The sequence below is a fragment of the Mucilaginibacter sp. A5337 genome, from assembly GCF_059690695.1.
The window spans coordinates 162,329-186,014 of record NZ_JCAWEC010000001.1; the positions used below are offsets into that span (position 1 = coordinate 162,329).

The 23,686-nt window shown below is 42.4% G+C and carries 23 protein-coding genes and 1 pseudogene; 17 read left to right on the forward strand and 7 right to left on the reverse strand.

Features of this window, described 5'->3' with window-relative positions; all coding sequences use genetic code 11:
* The first annotated feature begins 4 nt into the window (after positions 1-4).
* On the forward strand, positions 5-769 hold the full coding sequence (locus AC59JO_RS00690; RefSeq protein ID WP_497302780.1) for a hypothetical protein: 765 nt from the start codon (positions 5-7) through the stop codon (positions 767-769).
* Between the two features lie 85 nt (positions 770-854).
* Here AC59JO_RS00690 and AC59JO_RS00695 read toward each other — a convergent pair whose 3' ends face one another.
* The 4 genes from AC59JO_RS00695 to AC59JO_RS00710 form a co-directional block, all read right to left on the reverse strand.
* Positions 855-1,070 (reverse strand): hypothetical protein, encoded by a 216-nt coding sequence (locus AC59JO_RS00695; protein ID WP_090526601.1) that lies wholly within the window; start codon positions 1,068-1,070, stop codon positions 855-857.
* 140 nt (positions 1,071-1,210) lie between these two features.
* Positions 1,211-1,762, reverse strand: a complete 552-nt coding sequence (locus tag AC59JO_RS00700) for a GNAT family N-acetyltransferase (RefSeq protein WP_497302781.1) — start codon at positions 1,760-1,762, stop codon at positions 1,211-1,213.
* 22 nt (positions 1,763-1,784) lie between these two features.
* Positions 1,785-2,936, reverse strand: a complete 1,152-nt coding sequence (locus AC59JO_RS00705; protein WP_497302782.1) for a M28 family metallopeptidase — start codon at positions 2,934-2,936, stop codon at positions 1,785-1,787.
* A 7-nt stretch (positions 2,937-2,943) separates the two neighbouring features.
* On the reverse strand, positions 2,944-3,888 hold the full coding sequence (locus tag AC59JO_RS00710; RefSeq protein WP_497302783.1) for a hydroxypyruvate isomerase family protein: 945 nt from the start codon (positions 3,886-3,888) through the stop codon (positions 2,944-2,946).
* 359 nt (positions 3,889-4,247) lie between these two features.
* On the opposite strand from AC59JO_RS00710, the gene AC59JO_RS00715 reads away from it, so the two are divergent.
* From AC59JO_RS00715 to AC59JO_RS00725, 3 genes are all read left to right on the forward strand, one after another.
* A complete protein-coding gene (locus AC59JO_RS00715; RefSeq protein ID WP_497302784.1) occupies positions 4,248-4,460 on the forward strand; it encodes a hypothetical protein in 213 nt (70 codons plus the stop codon).
* A 90-nt stretch (positions 4,461-4,550) separates the two neighbouring features.
* Complete coding sequence (locus AC59JO_RS00720) at positions 4,551-5,036, forward strand: hypothetical protein (RefSeq protein ID WP_497302785.1); 486 nt, start codon at positions 4,551-4,553, stop codon at positions 5,034-5,036.
* Positions 5,037-5,079: 43 nt separating this feature from the next.
* A complete protein-coding gene (locus AC59JO_RS00725) occupies positions 5,080-5,277 on the forward strand; it encodes a hypothetical protein (protein WP_091210644.1) in 198 nt (65 codons plus the stop codon).
* Positions 5,278-5,352: 75 nt separating this feature from the next.
* Here AC59JO_RS00725 and AC59JO_RS00730 read toward each other — a convergent pair whose 3' ends face one another.
* Positions 5,353-5,682: a YbjQ family protein gene (locus tag AC59JO_RS00730; protein WP_091210645.1), complete on the reverse strand. Its 330-nt coding sequence runs from the start codon at positions 5,680-5,682 to the stop codon at positions 5,353-5,355.
* Positions 5,683-6,397: 715 nt separating this feature from the next.
* Between AC59JO_RS00730 and AC59JO_RS00735 the strand changes: the two genes are divergently transcribed.
* From AC59JO_RS00735 to AC59JO_RS00795, 13 genes and pseudogenes are all read left to right on the forward strand, one after another.
* On the forward strand, positions 6,398-6,889 hold the full coding sequence (locus tag AC59JO_RS00735) for a D-glycero-alpha-D-manno-heptose-1,7-bisphosphate 7-phosphatase (protein ID WP_091210646.1): 492 nt from the start codon (positions 6,398-6,400) through the stop codon (positions 6,887-6,889).
* Between the two features lie 170 nt (positions 6,890-7,059).
* Positions 7,060-8,580 (forward strand): hypothetical protein, encoded by a 1,521-nt coding sequence (locus AC59JO_RS00740; RefSeq protein ID WP_497302786.1) that lies wholly within the window; start codon positions 7,060-7,062, stop codon positions 8,578-8,580.
* Between the two features lie 936 nt (positions 8,581-9,516).
* Complete coding sequence (gene hisG / locus AC59JO_RS00745; protein WP_497302787.1) at positions 9,517-10,368, forward strand: ATP phosphoribosyltransferase; 852 nt, start codon at positions 9,517-9,519, stop codon at positions 10,366-10,368.
* Between the two features lie 89 nt (positions 10,369-10,457).
* A complete protein-coding gene (gene hisD / locus AC59JO_RS00750; RefSeq protein ID WP_497302788.1) occupies positions 10,458-11,753 on the forward strand; it encodes a histidinol dehydrogenase in 1,296 nt (431 codons plus the stop codon).
* 149 nt (positions 11,754-11,902) lie between these two features.
* On the forward strand, positions 11,903-12,949 hold the full coding sequence (hisC, locus tag AC59JO_RS00755) for a histidinol-phosphate transaminase (RefSeq protein WP_413668726.1): 1,047 nt from the start codon (positions 11,903-11,905) through the stop codon (positions 12,947-12,949).
* A 45-nt stretch (positions 12,950-12,994) separates the two neighbouring features.
* A complete protein-coding gene (gene hisB / locus AC59JO_RS00760; protein ID WP_497302789.1) occupies positions 12,995-14,134 on the forward strand; it encodes a bifunctional histidinol-phosphatase/imidazoleglycerol-phosphate dehydratase HisB in 1,140 nt (379 codons plus the stop codon).
* Positions 14,135-14,174: 40 nt separating this feature from the next.
* Positions 14,175-14,843 (forward strand): imidazole glycerol phosphate synthase subunit HisH, encoded by a 669-nt coding sequence (gene hisH, locus AC59JO_RS00765; protein WP_413668728.1) that lies wholly within the window; start codon positions 14,175-14,177, stop codon positions 14,841-14,843.
* A 5-nt stretch (positions 14,844-14,848) separates the two neighbouring features.
* Positions 14,849-15,598, forward strand: coding sequence for a 1-(5-phosphoribosyl)-5-[(5-phosphoribosylamino)methylideneamino]imidazole-4-carboxamide isomerase (locus AC59JO_RS00770; protein ID WP_121229718.1), 750 nt, complete (start codon positions 14,849-14,851; stop codon positions 15,596-15,598).
* A gap of 72 nt (positions 15,599-15,670) precedes the next feature.
* Positions 15,671-16,015: pseudogene (locus AC59JO_RS00775) on the forward strand (endonuclease domain-containing protein); the annotation flags it as partial.
* Positions 16,016-16,024: 9 nt separating this feature from the next.
* Entirely contained in the window at positions 16,025-16,810 is a 786-nt protein-coding gene (hisF, locus tag AC59JO_RS00780; RefSeq protein WP_497303854.1) for an imidazole glycerol phosphate synthase subunit HisF, read from the forward strand.
* Between the two features lie 145 nt (positions 16,811-16,955).
* Positions 16,956-17,579, forward strand: coding sequence for a bifunctional phosphoribosyl-AMP cyclohydrolase/phosphoribosyl-ATP diphosphatase HisIE (gene hisIE / locus AC59JO_RS00785; protein ID WP_497302790.1), 624 nt, complete (start codon positions 16,956-16,958; stop codon positions 17,577-17,579).
* Between the two features lie 96 nt (positions 17,580-17,675).
* A complete protein-coding gene (locus AC59JO_RS00790) occupies positions 17,676-18,584 on the forward strand; it encodes a WD40 repeat domain-containing protein (RefSeq protein ID WP_497302791.1) in 909 nt (302 codons plus the stop codon).
* A gap of 294 nt (positions 18,585-18,878) precedes the next feature.
* The gene (locus AC59JO_RS00795; RefSeq protein WP_497302792.1) at positions 18,879-22,229 is read left to right on the forward strand and encodes a T9SS type A sorting domain-containing protein; all 3,351 of its coding nucleotides are present in this window, start codon (positions 18,879-18,881) and stop codon (positions 22,227-22,229) included.
* Between the two features lie 12 nt (positions 22,230-22,241).
* On the opposite strand, the gene AC59JO_RS00800 is transcribed toward AC59JO_RS00795, so the two are convergent.
* Together AC59JO_RS00800 and AC59JO_RS00805 are read right to left on the reverse strand one after the other, a co-directional pair.
* A complete protein-coding gene (locus tag AC59JO_RS00800; protein WP_413668732.1) occupies positions 22,242-23,003 on the reverse strand; it encodes a C40 family peptidase in 762 nt (253 codons plus the stop codon).
* 269 nt (positions 23,004-23,272) lie between these two features.
* Positions 23,273-23,626 carry a 4Fe-4S dicluster domain-containing protein gene (locus AC59JO_RS00805; RefSeq protein ID WP_413668734.1) on the reverse strand — a complete coding sequence of 118 codons (354 nt, stop codon included), beginning with the start codon at positions 23,624-23,626 and terminating at the stop codon, positions 23,273-23,275.
* Positions 23,627-23,686: the final 60 nt, after the last annotated feature.

Below are 23,686 nucleotides of genomic sequence, written 5' to 3' on the forward strand. Positions count from 1 at the left end.
CATTATGGGTTACGGATTTTATGATATTACGCTTTACTGCCACTCTGAGAACAATAACAATAAAGATTTGGCTATTCGAAACAATCTCATCTCCGACTTATACATTGATTTCCTTAACGGTTACAAACCGACAGGCACTACAAGAATTTCCGTTAACATTGGAAATGAAGACTATATAAGAGGATATTTTGGAAGTATACTAAACGTTGAAGCTATTTTTAACGAAAAGGAATATTGGCTAAGCTCACCCGAAAATCAGAATAAAACTATCCTGGACACCATACACAGGATAGCTATTTTCTGTGCAGAAAAATACGGATGGGATAAAGCTGTTTTCGACAGTGCTTATAACAAAGTCATTGAATGCGGATTTATTTATAAAAAGGAGTTAAAAAGAAAACCTTCTAAAGACAGGAAACATCAAGCCTCGTTACTACTGGAAAAAAATGGCGATTCGGCTATTATTTCAGTAAATTTTTATAATCCCAAAGGCGAGTTTCTAAAATCGGTTGAATTGCTTAATTCTTTTCATCATGCAATGCATTATAAGAAAGTATCAACCAACAATAGATGGTTTAACAATCTTGATTTTGGGATACACCTTCTGGATCAGGAGATAATCATTAAAGCATCACTTGAAAAACTGGGCTCAGAAACAATACTAAAACCAGTCAGGAATACACTTGAGGAGTTGGAAGGGTATTTAAGATTGATAACTTACAGGGAATTTGCAGACATATCGGATCTTGTTGATTGGGCAAATCGATAATTCACCTATAGACTGAATTTAAAAGCATCAAACAAAATCGCCCTGTATTTTAAACAAATGCAGGGCGATTGTATGTTAATTTTATTTACCAGCCTGAGCCTTTTTTAGCATTACCATTTTTGATATGCTCTTCAGCAGTAGCTTTACCCATAATGGCAGCCATTTTGTTTCCTTCACTGTCTGTTCCTGTGGCAATGTATCTGCCCGATTTTACGTCGATAACTGGATTGATCATCGGTACATTTTTAGTTTTTGTTTTCACTGAATAAGCGGTGATACCACTTCCTTTTTCTGTTGCCATGATAAGTTCTTTTTGTTTTTTAATGTTAACCCCATTTAAACTGAATTGTTTTCAGCACAGGTATAATTGGTTTCTATGCGTAAACATGCATCATTTTTTTTTAATTAAAAATAGCTGGCATAAATAATTTGTTAACAGATTTAAGTTTGTGTTAATAACGAGTAAACCATAGTGTCCTCAAAGCGGCCATTATGCAGGTGATCTTCCTTAAAATAAGCCTCCTGAACAAAATTATTTTTGAGCAATAATTTAATTGAAGCGAAATTTTCCGGGCTTACATAGGCCCCTATGGAGTGTAGTTTGATCACGTTGAAACCATAATCAATAACTGCTGTTATGGCTTCCTGCATGATCCCCTGCCCCTGGTATGCCGGGTTTAAAAGGTACCCGATCTCGGCACGGTGGCTGTCTTTCTCTATCCGCCAAAAACCAATACTGCCGATATATTTATCACTGTTTTTCAGGCAGATACACCAGGTTATACCATCATTTTTACTTAGCAAGTCCTCTATAACATCAATTAGCCAGATCGCATCATCAATGGTTTTATTAATTGGCCTGTGGATGTATTGCATCACCGTTTCGTTTGATCGCATTTCAAACAAATCTGCAGCATCATCATAAGTAAAACGTCTCAATACAAGCCGTTCGGTTGTTAAAACCGGGAATGGATTAAAGTCTGGATAAAGCATAAATGAATTTGTTGATAACCGATTACCGGAAGCCGGCAAGTCTACCGTTAAATTTGACTATCAGGTTAAAAAGATCGGTGTATTTATTGAGTGACAGTGTGGCACTGATGTCAAAAACATCGTGATAAGCTTTTATTCCACCCATAGTATAAATAAAAAACGCGGGGACACCCTGTTCAGTAAAAAAGTAATGATCACTGTTGGCTGCCTTACCGCGGGAGGCTACTTTCACAAAGTAATTATTTTCCTTGTTGATCTGCTGCATCACAGCAAACTCTTTTGGATAAACAGAGGCATTTACAATGGTTATACCATCAATGCCCGTCCCGTTAAGATCGAGATTAATGAGAAAGCGGATGTTTTTAAGCGGAATAACCGGGTTTTGCGTAAAATATTTGGAACCCAATAAACCGGCTTCCTCTCCTGAAAAACAAATGAAAGCCACGCTGTAAGGCAGCGGATGTTTAGCGTAATACCTGGCAAGCCCCATCAATTCGGAAATTCCGCTGGCATTGTCATTAGCACCTGGAAAATAAGTTTTATCACCCATTCCGCCTAAATGGTCATAATGGGCGGTGATCACGATAACGGAATCGGGTTTGGCTGTGCCTTTTACTATACCGCAAATATTAGCTGTTTTAAAATCGGGGACCAGCTTATTTTCAATTGATACGTTAAGCGTTACCGGAGTTTCTTTTAGCGCTTTTTTGTCAACCTGGATCACGGTATAATCTAAAACCTGCTCTTCTGCCGACCAGGTAAGCTTATCCTCCAGCGATAAAACAATACGATTTTGCTGGTCGATAAAGTGGGTACTATCCTTTTTAACCAGCTGTCCTGTACCTGTAACCCCACGGCTATCGGGCGACACAATAAAATCCTTGCCGGGTCTTAGCTGCAAACCATTTACGGCCACCTCCATTTTGCCGGGAAAAGTATTAACCGGGTAGCTAAACTCTTGCAGGTAATTTTTGCCGTCCATGGGTTTTACACCGTAATGCTTTAGTTGAGCCGATAAAAAATCAGCCGCTTTATGAACACCGTCTTTAGTATAACCACGCCCCCAGAAGTAAGGCGACGTAAGCGTATCAACCATTTTACGGGCAAAAAGGGCATCCTGCGCTAAAAGCGTATTCGAAATAAAAAGGAATGCAATGGCAAGTCTAAATTTCATTAACTTCCTAAATAAAGCTGTCAGCCTCTCTGTAAGCTTTGATCAACGCAAGCTCGCCTTCTTTTCCTGCCCCGGCTGTTCCGTGCTCCATACCCATTACGCCTTTATAGCCTTTATTATAAATGTGCTTGAATATGTTTTTATAATTTACCTCGCCGGTACCGGGTTCTTTACGGCCAGGGTTATCCCCTATCTGGTAATAACTTATCTCATCGTAAACCAAATCAAGCGTTGGAATAATGTTTCCCTGGTTGCGCTGCACGTGATACATATCATACAGGATCTTGCATGAGGGGCTCCCAACGGCCTTACAAATGGCATAAGCCTGATCGGGCGTGCGTAAAAACAAATCGGGGTTATCACTCAGTGGCTCCAAAACCATAATTACACCATGTGGCTCCAATATGGCAGTACCTTTTTTAATGGCTTCAATTACATTACCGGTTTGTACACCAATGGGCAGTTTGCGTGCAAAATCTCCGGGAACAACGGTAACCAGCTTACTGCCAATCCGTTTAGCTACCTCAACAGCCTCTTTACATGAAGCAATAAACTTTTCGACCTGGTCGGCATTGCCGGTTGCCAGCATGTTGCTGTCATTACCCAAGCTGGGCTGCACAAAAACGCCCATTGCCATGCCCAGCTTCGCCAGTGTATCACCTATCTTTTTTTGCTGTTCAACTGGCCGGCCGCTCATGCCGTTATCCTCGATAGCGCGGAAACCTTTATCGTAAGCAAATTTTATCTGGTCAATGAAATCTTCGCCGGCATGGCTTTTAAACATGCCATCATGAATGCCGTAGTTAAGGTTAAAAGGTTTATCGCCGGCAATCACATTTGCTTCGCCAGCAGGTTCGGCACAGCCTGAAAGCGTGGAGGCTTTTAAAATGCCTGTTGTAAATAACGAAGCTCCGGCCAGCACCGAGCTTTGAACAAAGTTTCTGCGTTTCATGAGGGTTGTTGATTGGTTTGGGGCTAAATATAATCATCTACTGCTCATTTAGAGAGATGGATGAGGTTGTTTTATGGGGATTTTTTAAATCATTCATGACAACCCAACGACAGGGAGCGGTTGAAAATTCAGCTATTTTTGTTATCTTTGTGTATAAACGGCAAAATTTCAAAGCTATTCCAGCTTACTGCGCCCAGCTATTTTGATGCTGATCTGTTTTATTCCCTGCTGATACCGTTGCTGCCCGGAACTTAACTTAAAGATCATTTTTACGCTCACTGAAACAGGTATTTATCGCCTGGCCCGGCCTTTTTATTGCTATACGGAATAGCTATTATTTAACTTAATTAATCATAATTATGGCTAAATCGCAAGCAACATTCATGAAAAAACAACTGGAAAAAAATCGCCAGAAAAAAAAGGAAGATAAAGAACAACGTAAACAGGAACGCAAACTAAACGCAGGCAGCAGCGATCTGGATAGCATGCTGGCCTATGTAAATGAATTTGGCGAAATTGTATCAACCCCGCCCGAAAAAAAACCGACACAGCAAGGTTCAACGAATATTTAATTGTTACATTGTAACTATTTAGTGGCTATAGCTTTTAGTGATTGAACCTTTTAGTATTTTAATTGTCATAACAAAAAATCAACCACAGTTATGAAATTTCAATTAGGCTTTGTTTCCCTTATCGCAATAATGGTTGCCTCTTGCTCGGGCAATCGTTCAACAAATGATGCCGATACGGCAATTAAAAAGGAAGACACCGCCATGGCAAATGCTCCCGATGCTCCGGCTGTAAATATGGAGTATTGCTTTTATACTACCGAAGGGAGCGCCAGCCAGGATACTACAAAAGTAAACCTGCACATCAACGGCAACAAGGTTACCGGCGATATGGATTGGTTGCCTAAAGAAAAAGATGCCCGCAAAGGCACATTGATGGGTAATTTAAACGGCAATGTTATCAAAGCCTTATGGACTTACGGCCAGGAAGGCAGTTCCGATACGCTAAGTGTCGATTTTCAGTTAAGGGGCAACAAACTTGCACAAAAACCTTATCAATACGATGCAAAAACCGGCAAACAGCAAACCAACAGCGCTGCCGATTATACCGTAATTTACAGCATGAAAAATTGTCGTTAATTTAAACGCTATTTATAAATTAGCTAAAAATAAAAAGCCAAAAATGGAAAAGCGCGAAACCAGCATACTGTACCTTGTATTGGGTTTATATACCTTAATGATAAGCTGGTACTATAACCACAGCATAATTTTATTGATTATCCATTACATATTTTGGCCGGTTTACCTCATATACGAGCTGCTGATAGGTCACCTCGCTCATGGTATGTGGAAAACAATCCCGCTTTCATATTTTAAGTAGGCTATTATATAGCCATGTAAGGCATAACAGAAAAACCGCTCCGAAAACTACATCGGGGCGGTTTTTCTATTTTTATTAAACCTTTTCAACTACAACAGCTGTACCATAAGCAAGTACTTCGGTAATGCCCTGCATTACCTCGTTTGCATCGTAACGCATGTTTATGATGGCATTGGCACCAATGGCCTGCGCATGCTGAATCAGCAATTGATAAGCCTCTTCACGGGCATTTTCGCACAGTTCAACATAAATTGAAAGCCTGCCGCCAAACAGCGATTGAAAACCTCCTGCAATGTTACCCAACGCACTCCGGCTGCGTACCGTAATGCCACGTACAACGCCTAAATGCCTAGTAACCCTGTAGCCATCTAAGGCTGTGCTGGTAGTAATAAGTGATGTATCCATTTTAGTTTAAGTTTGTTAGCCAGCTTTAACCGGCCATTTTTTATTTAGATGCAGTATAGTTAACGATATTACTTAATTGACTGTTTTTATTTTTTGAGATTAGTCGATTAGTGATTTGAGGTTAGAGATTAGTTGCTTTGCTCCGTTCATTTGTCTGAACTCGAATTAAACGAATTTAATTAATGGACAGAATTTTAAAATTCAATTAATTCCTATAATTCGTTTAATTACGGTTCAGAAAAAAATCCGAAATCGAAAATCCGATATTCGAAATCAATAATGGCGTTACCTGCGGCCCGCGCTATACGCTCATACGCCTGCAGGCATTACGCTCAGGGCCGGTATCCCAATGTCATTAAGTTAAGAAAATCCCCCAGAGGGGGAACAGGTTTGTAGCACATAATATACCGAAAATAACCGTGCCAGAGGTACGGAACATCGGAGTTGTGTACCTCTGGCACACTAAAAATCCAATTCATTTCTATTTCTACAAACCTTTTGCACCTCGGTATCCGCTACTATCCCTAACGCTTTTTCTGAACCAGGATTTATAGGATTAACGGATTCATCAGATTGCTTTATTCACTCATCTTTCTACCACCACTACTATAAAGCCATCTCATAAACCAACTACCAATCACCAATCGTTAACTACGATCTATGAACCATCAACCATGAACTAAAAAAACGTACCTTTGCCGAAAATTTAAAATCAATGCCAGATAAAGTTAAAGCTGTTTTTTTAGATCGTGATGGTGTGTTAAACCAGGAAATGGGCGATTACGTGCGCCGTTTTGAGGATTTTCATGTACTTGATAACTTTGATGCCCTTAAAACCCTGCAAGACCGTGGTTATATGCTGCTTATTGCTACAAACCAGGGCGGCTTAGCCAAAGGATGGTACACCGAAGAGGAACTGGCAAAAATGCACAACCATCTAAAACAGGTTTATCACGAACATGGCGTTGAACTCACCGACTTTTTTTACTGCCCGCATCACCCCAACTTTACCGGCGATTGTGATTGCCGTAAACCAAAACCAGGCTTGTTGCTTCAGGGCATAGCCAAATACAACATCGACCCATCAAAATCATATTTCATAGGCGATCGTGAACGCGACGTTGAAGCCGGAACTGCTGCTGGTGTAAAAGGCATCCTGATCGACAGTGATCAGCCTATAAGCACGGTACTTGATCAGATTGCGTAAGGCAAACAAACATGTCATTGCGAGCGAAGCGTGGCAACCGCACGGAGGCATAACTGCCCGGTATAGCATGCGATTGCTTCGTCGTTCCTCCTCGCAATGACATAAAAATAAAGCCCTTTCCTTAAAACATTTTCTTCTCTCCTGCTTTTTACCAATATTTATATTATCCTATGCAAAAAAGCCGCTACTTAAAAAACCTTGATGCTGTTATTGCCGCCCTTATCGGCTGGTTTATATTAAGCTTGTTTTTCAGGTACAGTGGCGTGGGGATTTCGCCGGATAGTATTATGTATACCAGCGCAGCAAGGAGTTTTAAAGGGCACGGCACTTTGCTAACCTTTAACCATGTGCCCATTGTTGATTTCCCGGTATTTTATCCCATTTATCTTGGCATTATTTCGTTCATCACGCAAATAGATCCGGTTAAGTTTGGCGCGGTGTTGAACGGTATTATGTTCGCCACGCTTATCTTCACCAGCGGCTGGATCATGGAGCACTTTGTACCTGCCTCAAGAATTTATAAGTGGCTAATGCTGGCGGCAATTATCCTGAGCCCGCCACTATTACAGGTATATTCATACTTATGGTCCGAGACGCTGTTCATTCTTGAGATCCTGTTTTTTTTGGTTGCTTTCCGCGAATATCTTTTAAAGCATACACTTAAAGCGCTTATAGTAGCAGCCGTTATCGCTGCCGTAAGCTGTATTACACGCTATGCGGCTGTTACCATCGTAGGTACAGGCGGTTTACTTTTGCTATTAGACAGGGTATTGCCCCTTAAAAAGAAGATTACCCATATCATCGTTTACGGGCTAATTTGTATCTCGCTACTGGTGACCAACCTTGTTTTCAATGCTTTTGTAACAGGTACAACAACCGGTCCGCGGGAGCCGTCCATCACTCCATTCAGTAAAAACCTGTACTACTTCGGTACTGTGATGTGCGATTGGATGGGCCTCAGTCCAAATCAATACTGGACCGCTACGGCTTTGGCCATTATTATTTTCCTGGGCTTCATTGCCGCCCTGGCATTTAATTATTACCGCCGCAAGCTGGATAGCTTTGAAAACCTGGCCATTACCTTTGCACTGGTTTACGGAGCATTTATAGTGCTCTCATCTACCTTTTCAAGGTATGAACGGATCAATCACCGCCTGTTATCGCCATTATACATTTCGGCTTTATGGGGATATACCAGTTGGGCCCTGTTACTGCTTAAAAAGTTAAACAATACTACTACACGGCGTATTGTTGGAACCATAATGGTGATATTAATGCTGGGCTTCATCACTAGCGAATTTTTGATAAATAAAGCCCGCTACAACGACCAGGTAGCCGATGAATACGGCAACCCAGGCTATACCGACGAAAGCTGGATAGATTCGGAATTTGCTGCCTACTTAAGGGGCACAGATCACAGTTTGTTTAAACCCGGCATCAAGATCTATACCGATGCGCACGAGGCGGTCTACTTCTTCTCGGGCATGTCATCGTACCTGGTACCGCATCGCTTTTTCACTAAGGATATTGATAAGTTTTACAAGGTTAAACACTATTACCTCATTTGGTTTAATGTACTTGAAAACCCCGAACTCATTAACCTAAAGGATATTCAAAAAGTTAAAAACCTCAAAAAGATCAAGGATTTTGGCGAAGAAGGGGCGATTTATGAGTATGTGTCTGAACCGTGATTTATAGGATTTTAGGATTATCGTGAATTGAATGAACGCGGCTTCTTATCGCAGCAAGTTAGCATATATTCATGCTTTTTAGGCCTGTGTAGGGGCCGCGTTAGATTGTAGTGTAAAGCCCGGAGCGGGCGTTAGGATTGTGCACAGGAAACACGAGGACTTGTAACGGAAAGCCCGGCCCGTTAGCTAACGGGAACGCCCATATTATAAACGAATCAAAAATATCCTCCTGCCATTGTTGATGTTGTCAGGAATTAACAAGGCCATTATGCAGGCGTAAGTTGTTGGTGACAACACCATAGGTGTTCGGAAGATTTTTTAATTCCCTCCTTGGGGAGAGGTGCGGCAGACTTATGTAGTGGCAGGAGGGGTTTATGCGCCGTTAAAGCAGATAAGCCTGCCGTCGAAACCCCTCCATACACCCTCCCAGGGGAAGGAATCGCACAATCCCCTACTTTTTTTCATCTTCCGAACACTTGTGGTTACAACACCAACAACGGCAAAAAACCAACTACAAACTGAATATTTTAACATTTTGGGGGGTTAGCATCAATTTCAAACTAAATTACTAATTATCACCTAGTTAACTCAAAAATACTCAATTTTATGTTAACCCTGTTAACCCCCTGCCATTGCGGCCTCCGCCGTTGTTGATGACAAAATTAAATTCTAATAACTCACCTGAAAAACCATGAAACTTCTTAAAAATTTCACATACCGGCACACTTTTTTACTTTAAATTTTGATTTAAAAAACATCTGTCTATATTTGCACCGCTAATCTATAGTTTTACTATATAAAAAATGAACGGTATCGCACTACATCATCTTCATCTGCATCACCACCATGTGGTGATCAGCTAATATGTATGTTTCTACGCGAAATAACAACCTCCGTTTATATTCTTTTTTATCATAGTCTCTTAAATTCAATCTTTTGAAAACACTTAAAATAGCTATCCAAAAATCGGGTAGGCTCAACGAAAAATCTGTTGAATTATTAAAAAATTGCGGCTTAAACTTTGAAAACTACAAAAGCTCGCTTATCTCTCCGGTATCCAATTTCCCTTTAGAAATCCTTTTCCTTCGCGATGACGATATCCCTGAGTATGTACAGGACGGCATTGCCGATTTAGGTATCGTAGGCGAAAACGTGATCCAGGAAACCGAAGTTGAAGTAAGCTACCTGCAACGTTTGGGCTTTGGTAAATGCTCACTCAAAATAGCTGTACCAAACAACAGCGATATCAATTCCCTTGCCGATTTACACGGCAAAGCAATTGCTACCACCTACCCTGTCATTTTAGGCAAGTTTTTAAAACAACAAAATATTACTTCAGATATCCGCACCATTTCCGGTTCGGTTGAAATTTCACCGGGTTTAGGCCTTAGCGACGCCATTTGCGATTTGGTATCAACAGGTGGTACGCTAAAAAGCAACGGACTGAAACCCTTTGCCGATGTAATGTCATCAGAAGCGGTGCTGATTGGCAGCAAGGCCGTTGCCGAAAGCGACCTTGTATTAGAGCTGATCCAGCGTATCCAATCTGTTTTACGCGCTAAAGAGACTAAATATGTAGTGCTTAACGTTGAAAAAAAGAACCTTGACGCTGTTATTGCTTTACTACCAGGTGTAAAAAGTCCGTCGGTAGTGCCATTGGCCGAAGAAGGTTGGGTTGCTGTACACACAGTGATCCCCGAGCGCGATTTCTGGGACCGCATAAGCCAGCTCAAACAAGCTGGTGCACAAGGCATTGTGGTAATGCCTATTGAGAAGATCATTTTGTAAGCCACGCCCCCCGGCCCCCTAAAGGGGGAGTAACGGAGGGCAATCAAAATACAGGACATTAACTCCCCCTTTAGGGGGCTGGGGGGCAAATGAAGACATACAATTATTCAGAACTTTCATCCACTGAAATCCAGAAACTGGTTCAGCGCAATGTTGATCCGGCAAATGAGATCAGGACAATTGTTGAGGATGTGATTGCCAACGTGCAGCAGCATGGTGACAGCGCTTTATTTGATTATGCATTGAAGTTCGACAAGGTAGAGCTGAACAAACTTTATCTTGATAAAGCCGAACTCGCAGAAATTGCCAAAGCAATATCTGCCGATCAAAAAGCGGCATTGGAAACGGCCTACAGCAACATATACAAGTTTCATCAAACACAGTTAAAAACCGAGGACAAGGTTGAAACCATGCCCGGCGTAACCTGCTGGCGCGAATTACGGCCAATTGAAAAAGTTGGTTTGTATATTCCCGGAGGTTCGGCAGTATTGCCAAGTACGTTTTTGATGCTGGGGATCCCAGCGCGTATTGCAGGTTGTCATGAAATAGTAGTTTGCTCGCCCCCGCAAAAAAACGGCAAAGTAAATGCCTTTATAGCTTATGTGGCGCTAATGCTTGGGATCGATAAGATTTACCTTGCAGGTGGTTCGCAGGCTGTAGCCGCCATGGCTTACGGAACTGCCAGTATCCCTAAGGTTGATAAGATCTTTGGCCCGGGTAACCAGTTTGTAACCAAGGCCAAAACCATTATCCAGTCAACTACCACAACGGCTATTGATATGCCCGCTGGTCCGTCGGAAGTATTGGTCATTGCAGATGAAACCGCAATCCCGGCCTATATCGCTGCCGATCTGCTGGCCCAGGCCGAGCACGGTATCGACAGCCAGGCGGTATTAGTTTGTACCTCTGCCGATATTGCTCAAAAAGCCATTGCCGAAGTTGAAAAACAACTACCAGTTTTGCCGCGTGCCGAAATAGCCAAACTGGCCATCGATAACTCGTACGTAGTGATCACCAGTAGCTTAAGCGAGGCCATGGCTTTCAGCAATCAATACGCGCCGGAGCACCTGATACTGGCTACTCATAGCTGGGAACAGATCACCGGCAGTATCATCAATGCAGGTTCGGTATTTTTAGGAAACCTAACCCCTGAAAGCGCAGGCGATTATGCATCAGGCACTAACCATACCCTGCCAACCAGCAGCTATGCAAGGGCTTATTCAGGCGTATCGGTTGATTCGTTTGTGAAGAAGATCACGTTCCAGCATATCAGCCGTGAAGGAATCCAAAACATCGGACCAACAGTTGAAGTTTTGGCCGAACTGGAAGGCTTGCATGCGCACAGGAATGCCGTGAGTGTGAGGATGAGCCCCCCAACCCCCTAAAGGGGGAGTTTGCCTCCGGCGAAAAAATGCAAAATATCAACCAAACCGTCATTGCGAGGTACGAAGCAATCGCGAACTATACAGGGCAGTCCTGCTTATCGGGGATTGCTTCGTACCTTGCAATGACGGGTGTAAAAAAAGATTAAAAAATGTTCGACATAAATAATATACTTAGAGAAAATATAAAACGGCTTGTGCCCTATTCATCAGCTCGTGATGAGTACCAGGGCGAAGCAAGCGTTTTCCTTGATGCCAATGAAAATGCCTTTGGCTCCCCTTTAGATCAGCAGTTTAACCGCTATCCTGATCCTTTACAATACGATCTGAAAAAACGCATCACCGAAATTAAAGGTGTACCGCCGCGCAATATTTTTATTGGTAACGGCAGCGATGAAGCTATTGATATCCTGTTCCGTAGCTTTTGTAACCCGGGCGTTGACAATGTGATCCTGGTACCGCCTACCTATGGCATGTACGAGGTATCAGCAAACATCAACGATATCGAAGCCCGCAAGGTAAACCTTACCGAAGATTACCAGCTAAATTTAGAGGGCATTGCCGAGGCTATCGACAAAAACACCAAGCTCATCTTTATCTGCTCGCCAAACAACCCGACAGGTAATTCCATCAACCGCGATGATATTCAAACCTTGCTCGCCAACTTTAAAGGCATTGTAGTAGTTGATGAGGCTTATATCAACTTCAGCCGTCAAAAATCATTTATCCAGGAGCTTACCGAATGTGCCAATCTTGTGGTAATGCAAACCCTTTCCAAAGCATGGGGCCTGGCTGGTTTACGCGTGGGCATGGCCTTTGCGAGCGAAGAGATCATTGAAGTGATGAACAAGGTAAAACCACCTTATAACGTAAACGAATCGTCGCAGCAACTGGCTTTAGCGGCTTTAGCCAATGTTGGTCAGGTTAATGAATGGATTAAAGAAACCCTTGCACAACGCGACAGGTTGGTTTTACAACTGAAAGAATTTGATTTTGTGGTAGATATCTATCCATCCGATGCTAACTTCATTCTTGTAAAAACCACCAACGCAAACGGCATTTACGATTACCTGGTAAAACAGGGCATCATTGTGCGTAACCGTTCAAAAGTTGAGCTTTGCGAGGGCTGTTTGAGGATCACCGTAGGTACGCCAGAAGAGAACACTATTTTACTCGAAGCGCTTCAAAACTTTAAATAAAAAAATCACTAACTCAGTAATTCGCTAATTCACTAATTATAAAGAATGAGCCTACAGAAAATATTATTCGTTGACCGCGACGGCACGCTGATCAAAGAACCGGCCGATGAGCAGATTGATTCATTCGCGAAGCTGGAGTTTTATCCCGGCGCGCTAACCTATCTGCCAAAAATAGCCAAAGAACTTGATTTTGAACTGGTAATGGTGACCAACCAGGATGGTTTGGGTACCTCAGTTTATCCTGAAGACACTTTTTGGCCCGTACACAACTTCGTACTGCAAACATTTGAAGGTGAAGGCGTGAAGTTTGCCAACCAGATCATTGACCGTACTTTTGCACGTGACAACGCCCCTACCCGCAAGCCAGGCACAGCGTTGTTAACGCAGTACTTGGATGCAGATAAATATGATCTGAAAAACTCATTTACCATCGGCGACCGTAAAAACGATGTGCTACTGGCTAAAAACCTTGGCGCAAAAGCCATCTGGCTTAACAACAACAGCAATTTGGGTGGAAGTGAATTTAGCGAAGCAGATCATATTGATGACGTAATCGCTTTGGAAACTACCGACTGGCAAAAAATTTATGAGTTTCTGAAACTCGGTCAGCGGGTATTTGAGCATCGCCGTGCTACTAAGGAAACTGATATTTATATCAAAATAAACCTTGACGGTAAAGGCGACGCTAAAATCTCAACTGGTTTGCATTTCTTTGACCACATGTTGGATCAAATTGCCCGCCATGGTAGCATCGACCTGGCAATCACAGCCAAAGGCGACCTGCATATTGATGAGCACCACACCATCGAAGATACCGGCATAGCCTTAGGCGAAGTATTTGCCGCAGCATTAGGCAACAAAATGGGCATTGAACGTTATGGCTTTTGCCTGCCAATGGATGATTGCCTGGCACAGGCCGCTATTGACTTCGGAGGCCGTAACTGGCTTGTTTGGGAAGCCGATTTTAAACGCGAAAAAGTGGGTGACGTTCCAACCGAAATGTTTTATCATTTCTTCAAATCATTCAGTGATGCCTCAAAAAGTAACCTGAATATAAAAGCAGAAGGGCAAAACGAACATCACAAAATTGAAGCTATATTTAAAGCCTTTGCCAAGGCAATAAAAGTGGCCGTAAAACGTGATGTAGATAAGATGGTTTTACCAAGTACTAAGGGGCTGCTGTAAAGCCCCCCGGCCCCCTAAAGGGGGGAGTAACAAGCACAAAATGGACACACCAGATCAAAATATACAAAAAGTAGACAAGGAAAGCCTCGCAGAGGCACCCCCTTCAGGGGGCGGGGGGGGCATCGGCATCATCCTATACGGAGCCGGAAACATATTTTCCCTTACTGCCGCTTTAGAGCGCTTAGGTATTCCCTACGGCTTTATTAACAGCGAAGAGGATTTTGATAAGTATGACCGTTACATCATTCCGGGTGTTGGCCATGCGGGTGCGGCCATGAATAAACTTAAAGCTACCGGGCTTGTGCCGTTTATCAAAGCTTTGAAAAAACCTACATTGGGTATCTGCGTGGGCATGCAGCTGCTTACTTCTTATTCTGAAGAAGGGGATTCGAACCTACTTGATATCATACCGGTTAAAACTTTAAGGTTTAAAGATAGCGCCGATCATAAGGTACCCCATACGGGTTGGAACAGGGTTTTCCCCGAAAAAGAAAACCCGCTATTTGAAAATATACCGTCAGGTTCACATTTTTACTTTGTACATTCATACTTTATTGAGTATGATAAAACATACACTTTATTAGCCTCCGATTACGGAAATCAATTTTCGGCATCAATTTGGCTTGATAATTTTTATGGCGTACAATTCCACCCCGAAAAGTCGGGTGTGTTTGGCGAAACATTGTTAACTAATTTCTCAAAAATATAAAGGATATGTACATTATTCCTGCCATTGACATTTTGAACAAGAAGGTTGTCCGTCTTCGTGAAGGCGACTACGCACAGGTAACTGAATACGATGTTACCCTTGAAGAAATGATAGAGCGCTACCAAAGCAACGGCACCAACTTCATCCACATTATTGACCTTAATGGTGCAAAAAACGATTTCAGTAATCAGCAATACCTGTTTGATGTAATTCGTAAAACCGACATGAAGGTGCAATATGGCGGCGGTATTCGCAGCATCGAAAAAGTGAAAGAGCTGATAGATGCTGGTGTTCACCGCGTTATTGTTGGTACGCAGGCACTTACCAACCCTGATTTTTTACCAGATTTGAGCAAGGAGATTTGCGGTAAAGATAAATGCTCGGATCAGGTGGTTGTAGCTATCGACGTGCTTGACGAGGTGATCAAATACTCTGGCTGGATGGAAAGCTCACCTATCAAACTGATGGATTACGTTGATAAATGCCTGGCCTTAGGTTTCTTCCGTTTCCTTTGTACCGATATTAACAAGGACGGCAAATTGGGCGGCGCAGGTATTGAACTATACGAAAAACTGCTTGACCATTCTCCATTCATTAAACTGATTGCTTCAGGTGGCGTAAGCTCAATGAGCGATATCGAAAAACTAAACCGTTTAAAAGTTGAGTCGGTAGTAGTTGGTAAAGCGATATACGAGGGGCATATCACTATTGAGGATGTGAAACATTGGAATCTGGACGCGCTGATATCGATATAACCCCCCAGCCCCCTAAAGGGGGTGCTGATATGCAAGTTTAGGCATATCGGAATTGAAATATTAAACTCAGATATGAAGAAAAAGCTCTTTCTTGATGCGAACGCCGAAATATTTGCTAACGCGAAAGCATTAAGATACAATATGACTCCCGCTGAAATATTTTTATGGAGTCAGTTGAACGTTGCTTTTTCGGGAACAAAATTCAGAAAACAACACCCGCTGGGTAGTTATGTTGCTGATTTCTATTGTCATAAGTATAAACTTGTGATTGAATTGGACGGAAGCATACACCAACTTCCCGATGTAATTAATAATGATCTTCAAAAACAGGTTTTCCTGGAAAGCCAGGGATTAACTGTTTTAAGATTTACCAATGAAGAAGTCTTCAACAACTTAAATAAAGTATTGGAACAAATTAATACGCAAATCAAAGGCTCCCCCTTTAGGGGGCGGGGGGGGTTAGCCAAGCGCATCATCCCCTGCCTCGACGTTAAAGACGGCCGTACCGTTAAAGGCGTAAACTTTGTTGACCTCCGCGATGCCGGCGACCCGGTTGAGCTGGCCTGGAATTACTCGAACCAGGGAGCCGACGAATTGGTGTTCCTGGATATTACAGCTACAGTTGAGCGCCGCAAAACTATGGTTGAGCTGGTAAAATCGGTTGCCCGGCAAATCAACATCCCGTTCACTATCGGTGGCGGTATCAATGAAATAGCCGATGCTGATGCACTTTTAAACGCAGGAGCTGATAAGATCTCTATCAACTCTGCCGCGGTACGCAACCCAAAACTTATAGATGAACTGGCCGCCGCTTTTGGTGTTCAGTTTGTGGTGGTAGCTGTTGATACCCGCAGCATTGGCGATAAAAATGTAGTACACCTGAATGGTGGTAGGTTGCCAACCGAGCGCCAAACATTGGAATGGATCCTGGAAGCTGAAAGTCGTGGTGCTGGTGAAATCCTGTTAACTTCAATGGACCATGATGGTACAAAAGGCGGTTTTGATAATGGACTGCTGAAAACTGTTAATGATGCTGTGCATATCCCGGTAATAGCTTCGGGCGGTGCCGGTAAGGTTGAGCACTTTGTTGATGTATTTGAAAAAACCAATGTCGATGCTGCACTGGCTGCTTCAGTGTTTCATTATGGAGAGATATTGATACCTGATTTAAAACGGATACTGCAGGATAATAAGATAGAAGTTAGAATTTGAAATAAAAGCACGGACTTGTATGATTCCCTAAGCGCCGTTGTTGGTGTTGTCACCAACAACATGTTGTTCAATACAGGCGAGCTATGCTGATAGCTACTGATGACAACAGCGACAGAAAGGATTCAATAATATCCACACAGTCGCCGTGAAGACACGGCAACCAGGAAATAGGAAAACGAAAATGAACATAGATTTTGAAAAAACCGGCGGACTTGTCCCCGTAATCATACAGGACGAGCAGACTTTAGAGGTTTTAATGCTGGGCTATATGAACCAGGAAGCTTACGATAAAACTGTACAGGAAAATATCGTAACTTTTTATTCCCGTTCCAAAAACCGCCTTTGGACCAAAGGTGAAACCAGCAGCAATTTTCTGCATGTAAAAAACATCAGCATTGACTGCGATAACGATACCCTGCTTATTAAAGTAAAAGCCGATGGCGCAACCTGTCATACAGGCTCACGCAGCTGCTTCAATACCGAGTTTAACCAAAACTTCATCCTTGAACTGGAAAACATCATTGCCGACAGGTATGCTAACCCGGTTGAAGGATCGTATGTAAACAAACTCCGTAATAAAGGTCTTAATAAAATAGCCCAGAAAGTTGGCGAAGAAGGCGTTGAAACCGTTATAGCCGCCCTTGCCGAAACAGAAACCGACCTGATCAACGAATCGTCAGATCTTGTTTTTCATTTACTGGTACTGCTCCGCGAAAAAGGTTTAACATTAGAAACAATCGCCAAAAACCTGGAATCGAGACATAAATAATTTTGTTCCTGGTTCATAGATCATGGTTTATGGCTAAATGTCATAACCTTCTTTTTCCGGCTATGAACTATGAACCATCAACCATGAACTATAGAAATGATCACCGTACAAAAAACAGCCGAACTTACAGGTCATGCCAACCCGGTATTTACGCTTGAGCTATCGCAAAAGCCGGGAATATTGTTTACCGGTGGTAACGACAAAGGTTTGGTTGAGTGGGGGCTGAAAGATTTTTCGTTCATTAAAGTGATGTTCCCTGTTAATGCGTCTATTTATGCTATTCACTGCCCTCAGGGCTACCCTTTAATGTTTGCCGGATTGCGCAGCGGCGAGGTTTTGGTATTTGATTTTATCCAGCAAAAACTACTTAAACCATTACGGCATCACCGAAAGGCCATTTTTGACATCAAATCGTCGATAAAAAAACACGAACTGCTGATAGCTTCTGAAGATGGAACTGTATCCGTATGGAGTCTTAAAACGCTTGAAATGGTGCATGGCATTACGGTATCAAAGGATACAATTCGTAGCATTGCAGTTTCGCCCGATCAAAAACAGGTAGCATTCGGTTGCCGCGATAATCACATTGCTATTTACGATCTGGAAGATTATACGATTATAAAGGCGCTTCATGGTCACACTATGGCGGTGTTTGCGCTCGCCTATAGCCCCGACGGAAGTTACATCGCTTCCGGCTCAAGAGATGCCCAGGTAAAAATTTGGGATACCGGCAGCTATCATGAAGTAAAAAACATTCCCGCCCATTTATTCGCGGTAAACCATATCGCATTCCACCCAACCCTACCCTATTTTGCTACTGCCAGTATGGACAAAAGTATCAAGATCTGGGGATCAGATGATTTCAAGCTTTACAAAAACATCAGCAGGGAAAAAGGTTACCCAGGCCATGTGCTATCCATCAATAAATTAGCATGGGCAGCTACAGATCAGCTACTTTCGGTAAGTGATGATAAACTTGTCATCAACTGGGAAATTAAATTTTAATTTTCGCTTGCTGCATTGTCCTATATTTACGTTTTTTCAAAAAAAAAGTCCTTCCAGGTGCAAAAAATAATATTAAATTGGTGTATTTTTCACACAAAACACACTAATTTAATATTAAAAAACACCGCGCTATTCATTCGTATTTTGCTTGTTCATTTTATTCATTCCTGAAAAACAGCAACATTTATAGTCATTTACTCGTAACTATACAGCAGTACTCAAGTTCGAAAAAAGCAACCTAAATTTTCACGATAGCTTTTAAGAATATAAAAAATAGTATGAATAAGTATAGTTATGAAACCAAAACTTATCATCTTTATTATTACATTCTTAGTCATCACAGGCCTGCTAACAAGTGGTGCTTATGCAGCAACCTACGACTGGAAAGGAGGCTCGAGCACAGCCTGGGATACCCCTTCAAACTGGAGCCCGAGCAGAACAACGCCTCTCTCAAGTGATGCTTTACAAATAGGTGTAGTGTCATTTACCAACGCACCAACTATAACCACCAGTACCAGTAGTACAACTACATCTTGCGCATCAATCACTTTCGGCACTATAACATCATCAATAACCTTAACAGTAAACGGTTCGTTAACAGTTAGCGGGGCAATATTACAAAACCCTCCTACCATATCATTACTTGGGCTTGGGGGCACAGTTACCACAACGCTTACGGGTACTGGCTCCATAACATGCGGCTCAATGCAGATCGGCAACAATACTTTTTTATTAGGATTGAGCCTCCTTACTAATAACCAGATCAACTTGGTATCAAATATTAACTCGCTACAGATAGGTGGTGATGTGAGTATATATGGAAGCTCTAATTCAGTTGTTATTTTGCTGGCAAGTATTTTATTAATAAATAATTCCGCATTCTATCTTCGCGGCGGTACCACCACTATTGGCGGACAAATTTACACCAACACTTCTGCAGGATCCAATGGAATAGTTGTTTCGCTGTTATCGTCGGCTACTGCCACATTCACGGTAGACGTACCTTCAGGTTCAAGTCTCACGCCGCGATTGGTTTTAACCAATGCTACACCTATTAAATCAACAAGTGTTACAGGATCGATAGACTTTTATAATAACGGGGGCGGCTCCGGAACATGTACGGTTGAATATGCAGGCAGCGGCCAAACCGTTTATACCGAAAGTACCAGTCAGCTTGATATCACCCCTACTGCCTATCAAAATATCAACTTTTCGGCAACCGGAACCAAGACTGTAAACTCGGGCGATCTTACAATTTATGGAGACTGGAACTCGGCTTCAACATCAGGCAAGGTTGATGCGATAACCAATAACCCCAATGTTATCTTTAAAGGGGCAACACAATCACTTAGCGATGCCGGATCTGACAATGGCAATGGAGTGGTGTTTAAAAATGTTTTTGTGCAAGGCAGCGCAACAAAAACCATGTCTGGCGCAGGTAAATTCGCGGTATCTTCCTCTGGTATACTTACCATGGGCGGCTCGGCAACCCTGGCTGCAGGCGGTGTTTTAACATTAAACTCTGATGCTACCGGCTCGGCTACAGTTGCAAGTATCCCCTCGGGTACTGCAATTACAGGCAATCTCAATGTACAACGCTATATTAACGGTTACGCCTCAAAATACAGGGGATACCGTTTGTTAACTTCTTCGGTTAATACAGGCACTTCAACTCCTGTTTTTACACTGGCGTATCTTAAAAACAATGCGTTTGTTACCGGCACCACGTTAGCCGCAGGTGGCTTTGATGTTTCGCCCGGAGCCAATAACCCAACCATTTACTTTTTTAAAGAAAGCCAGGCCGCAAATCAAAGTTCTTTTACATCCGGTTATTTCAGGGGGGTTAACAGTTTAACATCACCATATTCTTTTGATGGGGAAACCGGCACAAGATATATCGGCGCAGGCAATGGTTTTGTGTTCTTTTTTCGGGGAGATCGTACTGCGGCCGGCTCTATAGCGAACGCTATTTATACCACTTATGTTCCGCAGCCAACCACGATGACCGAAACAGGAACGTTAAACCAGGGCAACATTACCGTGGCAAACTGGTATGATGGCACATCTACTTTACAGTATTCAAGCGTCGCCGCCAATACCCTGCAAGGTTATAACCTTGTGGGCAACCCTTATGCCAGCACCATAAATTTTGAAAAGTTTAATCGTAAGGGAACCTCTGGCAGTAACGCTAATGCCGCCTCTTCAATTTATATTTCCGGACAAAAAGCCCAGATCTATACAACTACGCCGGCAAATGTACCGCCATTGGTTTATATCTGGATTTACAATTTAACAACGAAAAATTTCGAGAGTTATCAGCAATATGCAGGGCAGATAACCTCGGTTAACGATACCACTACAACCATTAATCCTGGTGTGCAAAGCGTAGTTGGCGGCGCAGCAAGCAATATGATACCAAGCGGCCAGGGCTTTTTTGTTATAGCAAACGGCAGCGGGCAGGCTTTAACTTTCAGGGAATCGGCCAAGGTAACTACTCAGCCTTCATCAACTACACTTGCCGGGGTCTTCAGCTTACCCCAAGGCAAGACACCTATTGCACAGGCTTTGGGTGCCGGCAATAAAGCCATTATGAGCGCAGCAAACATGTCAATTGCGGCAGCAAGTACGAGCGAGGCGGTTGTGCAGCAAAGCCCTGTTATGCATCTCCTCCTTGAAAAAGACACCGCTAATTTTGACGGTGTTGCCCTGGTTTTTGATAAATGGGCTACTGCCAATTTCGATAAGAATAAAGATGCTGAAGATCTCGGAGGGATTGGTGCATTGGAAAGTTTTTCGGCTTTAACCAGCGACAGCGTAAAAACAAGCATCCACCATCTTCCACTCCCAGGGAAAAACAAGGAAATAATCCCTCTTTTTGCAGATGCCACGACATCAGGCCCTTATAAAATTAAATTAACCGATGTTAAATATCTGCCTGCCCTTTATGAAGTATGGCTTAAAGATAATTTCACCAAAGATTCAGTAGATCTCAAAGCGCATCCCGATTATAATTTTAATATCGATAAAAGCAACAGCGCCTCTTTTGGTGTAAACAGGCTGCAGCTTATCATTCGCCAGAACCCTGCACTCATGGTACGCCTGCTCGACTTCGAGGCAATAAAAGTAAACACAACTGCGAAGGCTACATGGTTTGTTAAAAATGAAGCTAATTATACCACCTACGTTATTGAACGGAGTACCGATAACGGCAAAACATTCGCCCCCATAGGTACCCTGAATTCAAATGGAGCAAAAAATTATTCGCTTAGCGACCAGGCGCCGGTTCAGGGCCTTAATCAATATCGCCTAAAGCAAATTGACTTAAACGGCGATTTTACTTATTCTAAAATTGTTCCGGTAATGTTTGCCAACAAGACACAAAGCGCTATAAGCAGCATCATGAGCCTATACCCCAATCCGGCTACTGATGTAATTAATGCAAAAATGAAAATAGATAATAACAGCTCTTTTAACTACAAGATCAGTATCACCAATAGTGAGGGCAGGATCATTGCTACAGCTATATCATCGCAATCTAACTGGCAAAATAACGTAGCCGCATTTATACCGGGCACTTATATCATGCAGGTTGTTAATAGTAGAGACAACAGCGTTATAGGATTTCAAAAATTCATTAAACAATAAACACAGGAATAATTAAAAAAAACGCCTGATACCACATAAGTTATGGGTATGTTTTTTTTGCTCCCGCGAGTATATACCATCTTCATTAATGGTATCAATTTTAACTTTGCCCGATGCATGGATGATGTGCTCATTATTAAGCATAATGCCCACATGAGTAACCTTGCCTTCGGCATTATCAAAAAAAGCCAGATCACCCAGCCTGGCATCCTTTATTGAATCAACCTTAGTACCTTCTGTTACCTGCATACTTGCATCGCGCTTAATTTTGAGGCCTTTAAGTTTGTAAACCATTTGTGTAAAACCCGAGCAATCAATCCCAAAATGTGTTCGCCCCCCCCACAAATAAGGAGAGTTTAGAAATGATTTAGCAGTTGCAGCGATATCTTCAGGCTCACCAACTTTGCCAATTATTTCAAAATGTTCATGACCAATGCGGCATGAGGTGCCTTCTAAGAAAGCAAGCGAACTGCCCGCCGGTAAATAAACAACGCTGTTATCGCTCATTTTCCATGCCTGCGTAACCGCCTGGTAAGTGAGTTTTGGGGGATGATGCTTAAGATTTTTATGTGCTGTATGAGCAAGCATGGTAAATTGCAAACGGCCTATCCACCCAACATAGCCATCACTTTCGGCAATAATCTTAACCCAGTTATTTTGCCACTCGGTAATTTCAAAAGCCTCGCCAAACAATAATTGTGACACCTGCTCGCTCCGCTCGCTGGGTTCGGCCCTGAGCGGGATTACGGCAAGGTTACATATTCCGTACTCCATAGTTTCTGTAAATGTCAAATAAACAAAAATTCGGCGCGTATTTTTAGTTAATACACGGTTAACATTTTAATATGATATTGCTTTTATAATTGGTATCTGTAATTTGGGGTAAAAGCTATACGATAATACAAATATTTTTAGAATTTTCAACCAACCCGGCATACCTTAACAATGCTTCATGTTCAATCGGTCACTCACTCTTTGAACTTATTGTTAAATAAAAAAGGGATATGCGTTGCATATCCCTTTTCAATATCATTAAAAAAATTTTATTCGTTCATGTGCAGCCAATCCTTTTTGGCAAGTAACTCTTCCTGGCTTTCGCGGATATCTTCGTCATCAACGCAACAATCAACAGGACAAACCGCAGCACACTGAGGCTCATCATGGAAACCTACGCATTCGGTGCACTTATCAGGTACTATATAATATATATCATCAGATAATGCAGCTTGTGTTTCTTCGGCGTTCAGGGTATTACCATCGCCAAAATCAATTATCCCTTTAAGACCCGTCCCGTCGCTAAAACGCCAGGCCGCTCCTGCATCATAAATGGCATTATTAGGGCATTCCGGTTCGCAGGCCCCGCAGTTTATGCATTCGTCGGTGATTTTAATCGCCATATTTCTAAATATCTAATAATCTCAATTAACTTTGCCTGCAAATTGCAAGCGCACAAATAT

Coding starts and splice junctions, on each gene's coding strand:
- AC59JO_RS00690 (WP_497302780.1), top strand. CDS start 5: ATGGGTTACGGATTTTATGATATTACGCTTTACTGCCACTCTGAGAAC.
- AC59JO_RS00695 (WP_090526601.1), bottom strand. CDS start 1,070: ATGGCAACAGAAAAAGGAAGTGGTATCACCGCTTATTCAGTGAAAACA.
- AC59JO_RS00700 (WP_497302781.1), bottom strand. CDS start 1,762: ATGCTTTATCCAGACTTTAATCCATTCCCGGTTTTAACAACCGAACGG.
- AC59JO_RS00705 (WP_497302782.1), bottom strand. CDS start 2,936: ATGAAATTTAGACTTGCCATTGCATTCCTTTTTATTTCGAATACGCTT.
- AC59JO_RS00710 (WP_497302783.1), bottom strand. CDS start 3,888: ATGAAACGCAGAAACTTTGTTCAAAGCTCGGTGCTGGCCGGAGCTTCG.
- AC59JO_RS00715 (WP_497302784.1), top strand. CDS start 4,248: ATGGCTAAATCGCAAGCAACATTCATGAAAAAACAACTGGAAAAAAAT.
- AC59JO_RS00720 (WP_497302785.1), top strand. CDS start 4,551: ATGAAATTTCAATTAGGCTTTGTTTCCCTTATCGCAATAATGGTTGCC.
- AC59JO_RS00725 (WP_091210644.1), top strand. CDS start 5,080: ATGGAAAAGCGCGAAACCAGCATACTGTACCTTGTATTGGGTTTATAT.
- AC59JO_RS00730 (WP_091210645.1), bottom strand. CDS start 5,682: ATGGATACATCACTTATTACTACCAGCACAGCCTTAGATGGCTACAGG.
- AC59JO_RS00735 (WP_091210646.1), top strand. CDS start 6,398: ATGCCAGATAAAGTTAAAGCTGTTTTTTTAGATCGTGATGGTGTGTTA.
- AC59JO_RS00740 (WP_497302786.1), top strand. CDS start 7,060: ATGCAAAAAAGCCGCTACTTAAAAAACCTTGATGCTGTTATTGCCGCC.
- hisD (WP_497302788.1), top strand. CDS start 10,458: ATGAAGACATACAATTATTCAGAACTTTCATCCACTGAAATCCAGAAA.
- hisC (WP_413668726.1), top strand. CDS start 11,903: ATGTTCGACATAAATAATATACTTAGAGAAAATATAAAACGGCTTGTG.
- hisB (WP_497302789.1), top strand. CDS start 12,995: ATGAGCCTACAGAAAATATTATTCGTTGACCGCGACGGCACGCTGATC.
- hisH (WP_413668728.1), top strand. CDS start 14,175: ATGGACACACCAGATCAAAATATACAAAAAGTAGACAAGGAAAGCCTC.
- AC59JO_RS00770 (WP_121229718.1), top strand. CDS start 14,849: ATGTACATTATTCCTGCCATTGACATTTTGAACAAGAAGGTTGTCCGT.
- AC59JO_RS00790 (WP_497302791.1), top strand. CDS start 17,676: ATGATCACCGTACAAAAAACAGCCGAACTTACAGGTCATGCCAACCCG.
- AC59JO_RS00795 (WP_497302792.1), top strand. CDS start 18,879: ATGAAACCAAAACTTATCATCTTTATTATTACATTCTTAGTCATCACA.
- AC59JO_RS00800 (WP_413668732.1), bottom strand. CDS start 23,003: ATGGAGTACGGAATATGTAACCTTGCCGTAATCCCGCTCAGGGCCGAA.
- AC59JO_RS00805 (WP_413668734.1), bottom strand. CDS start 23,626: ATGGCGATTAAAATCACCGACGAATGCATAAACTGCGGGGCCTGCGAA.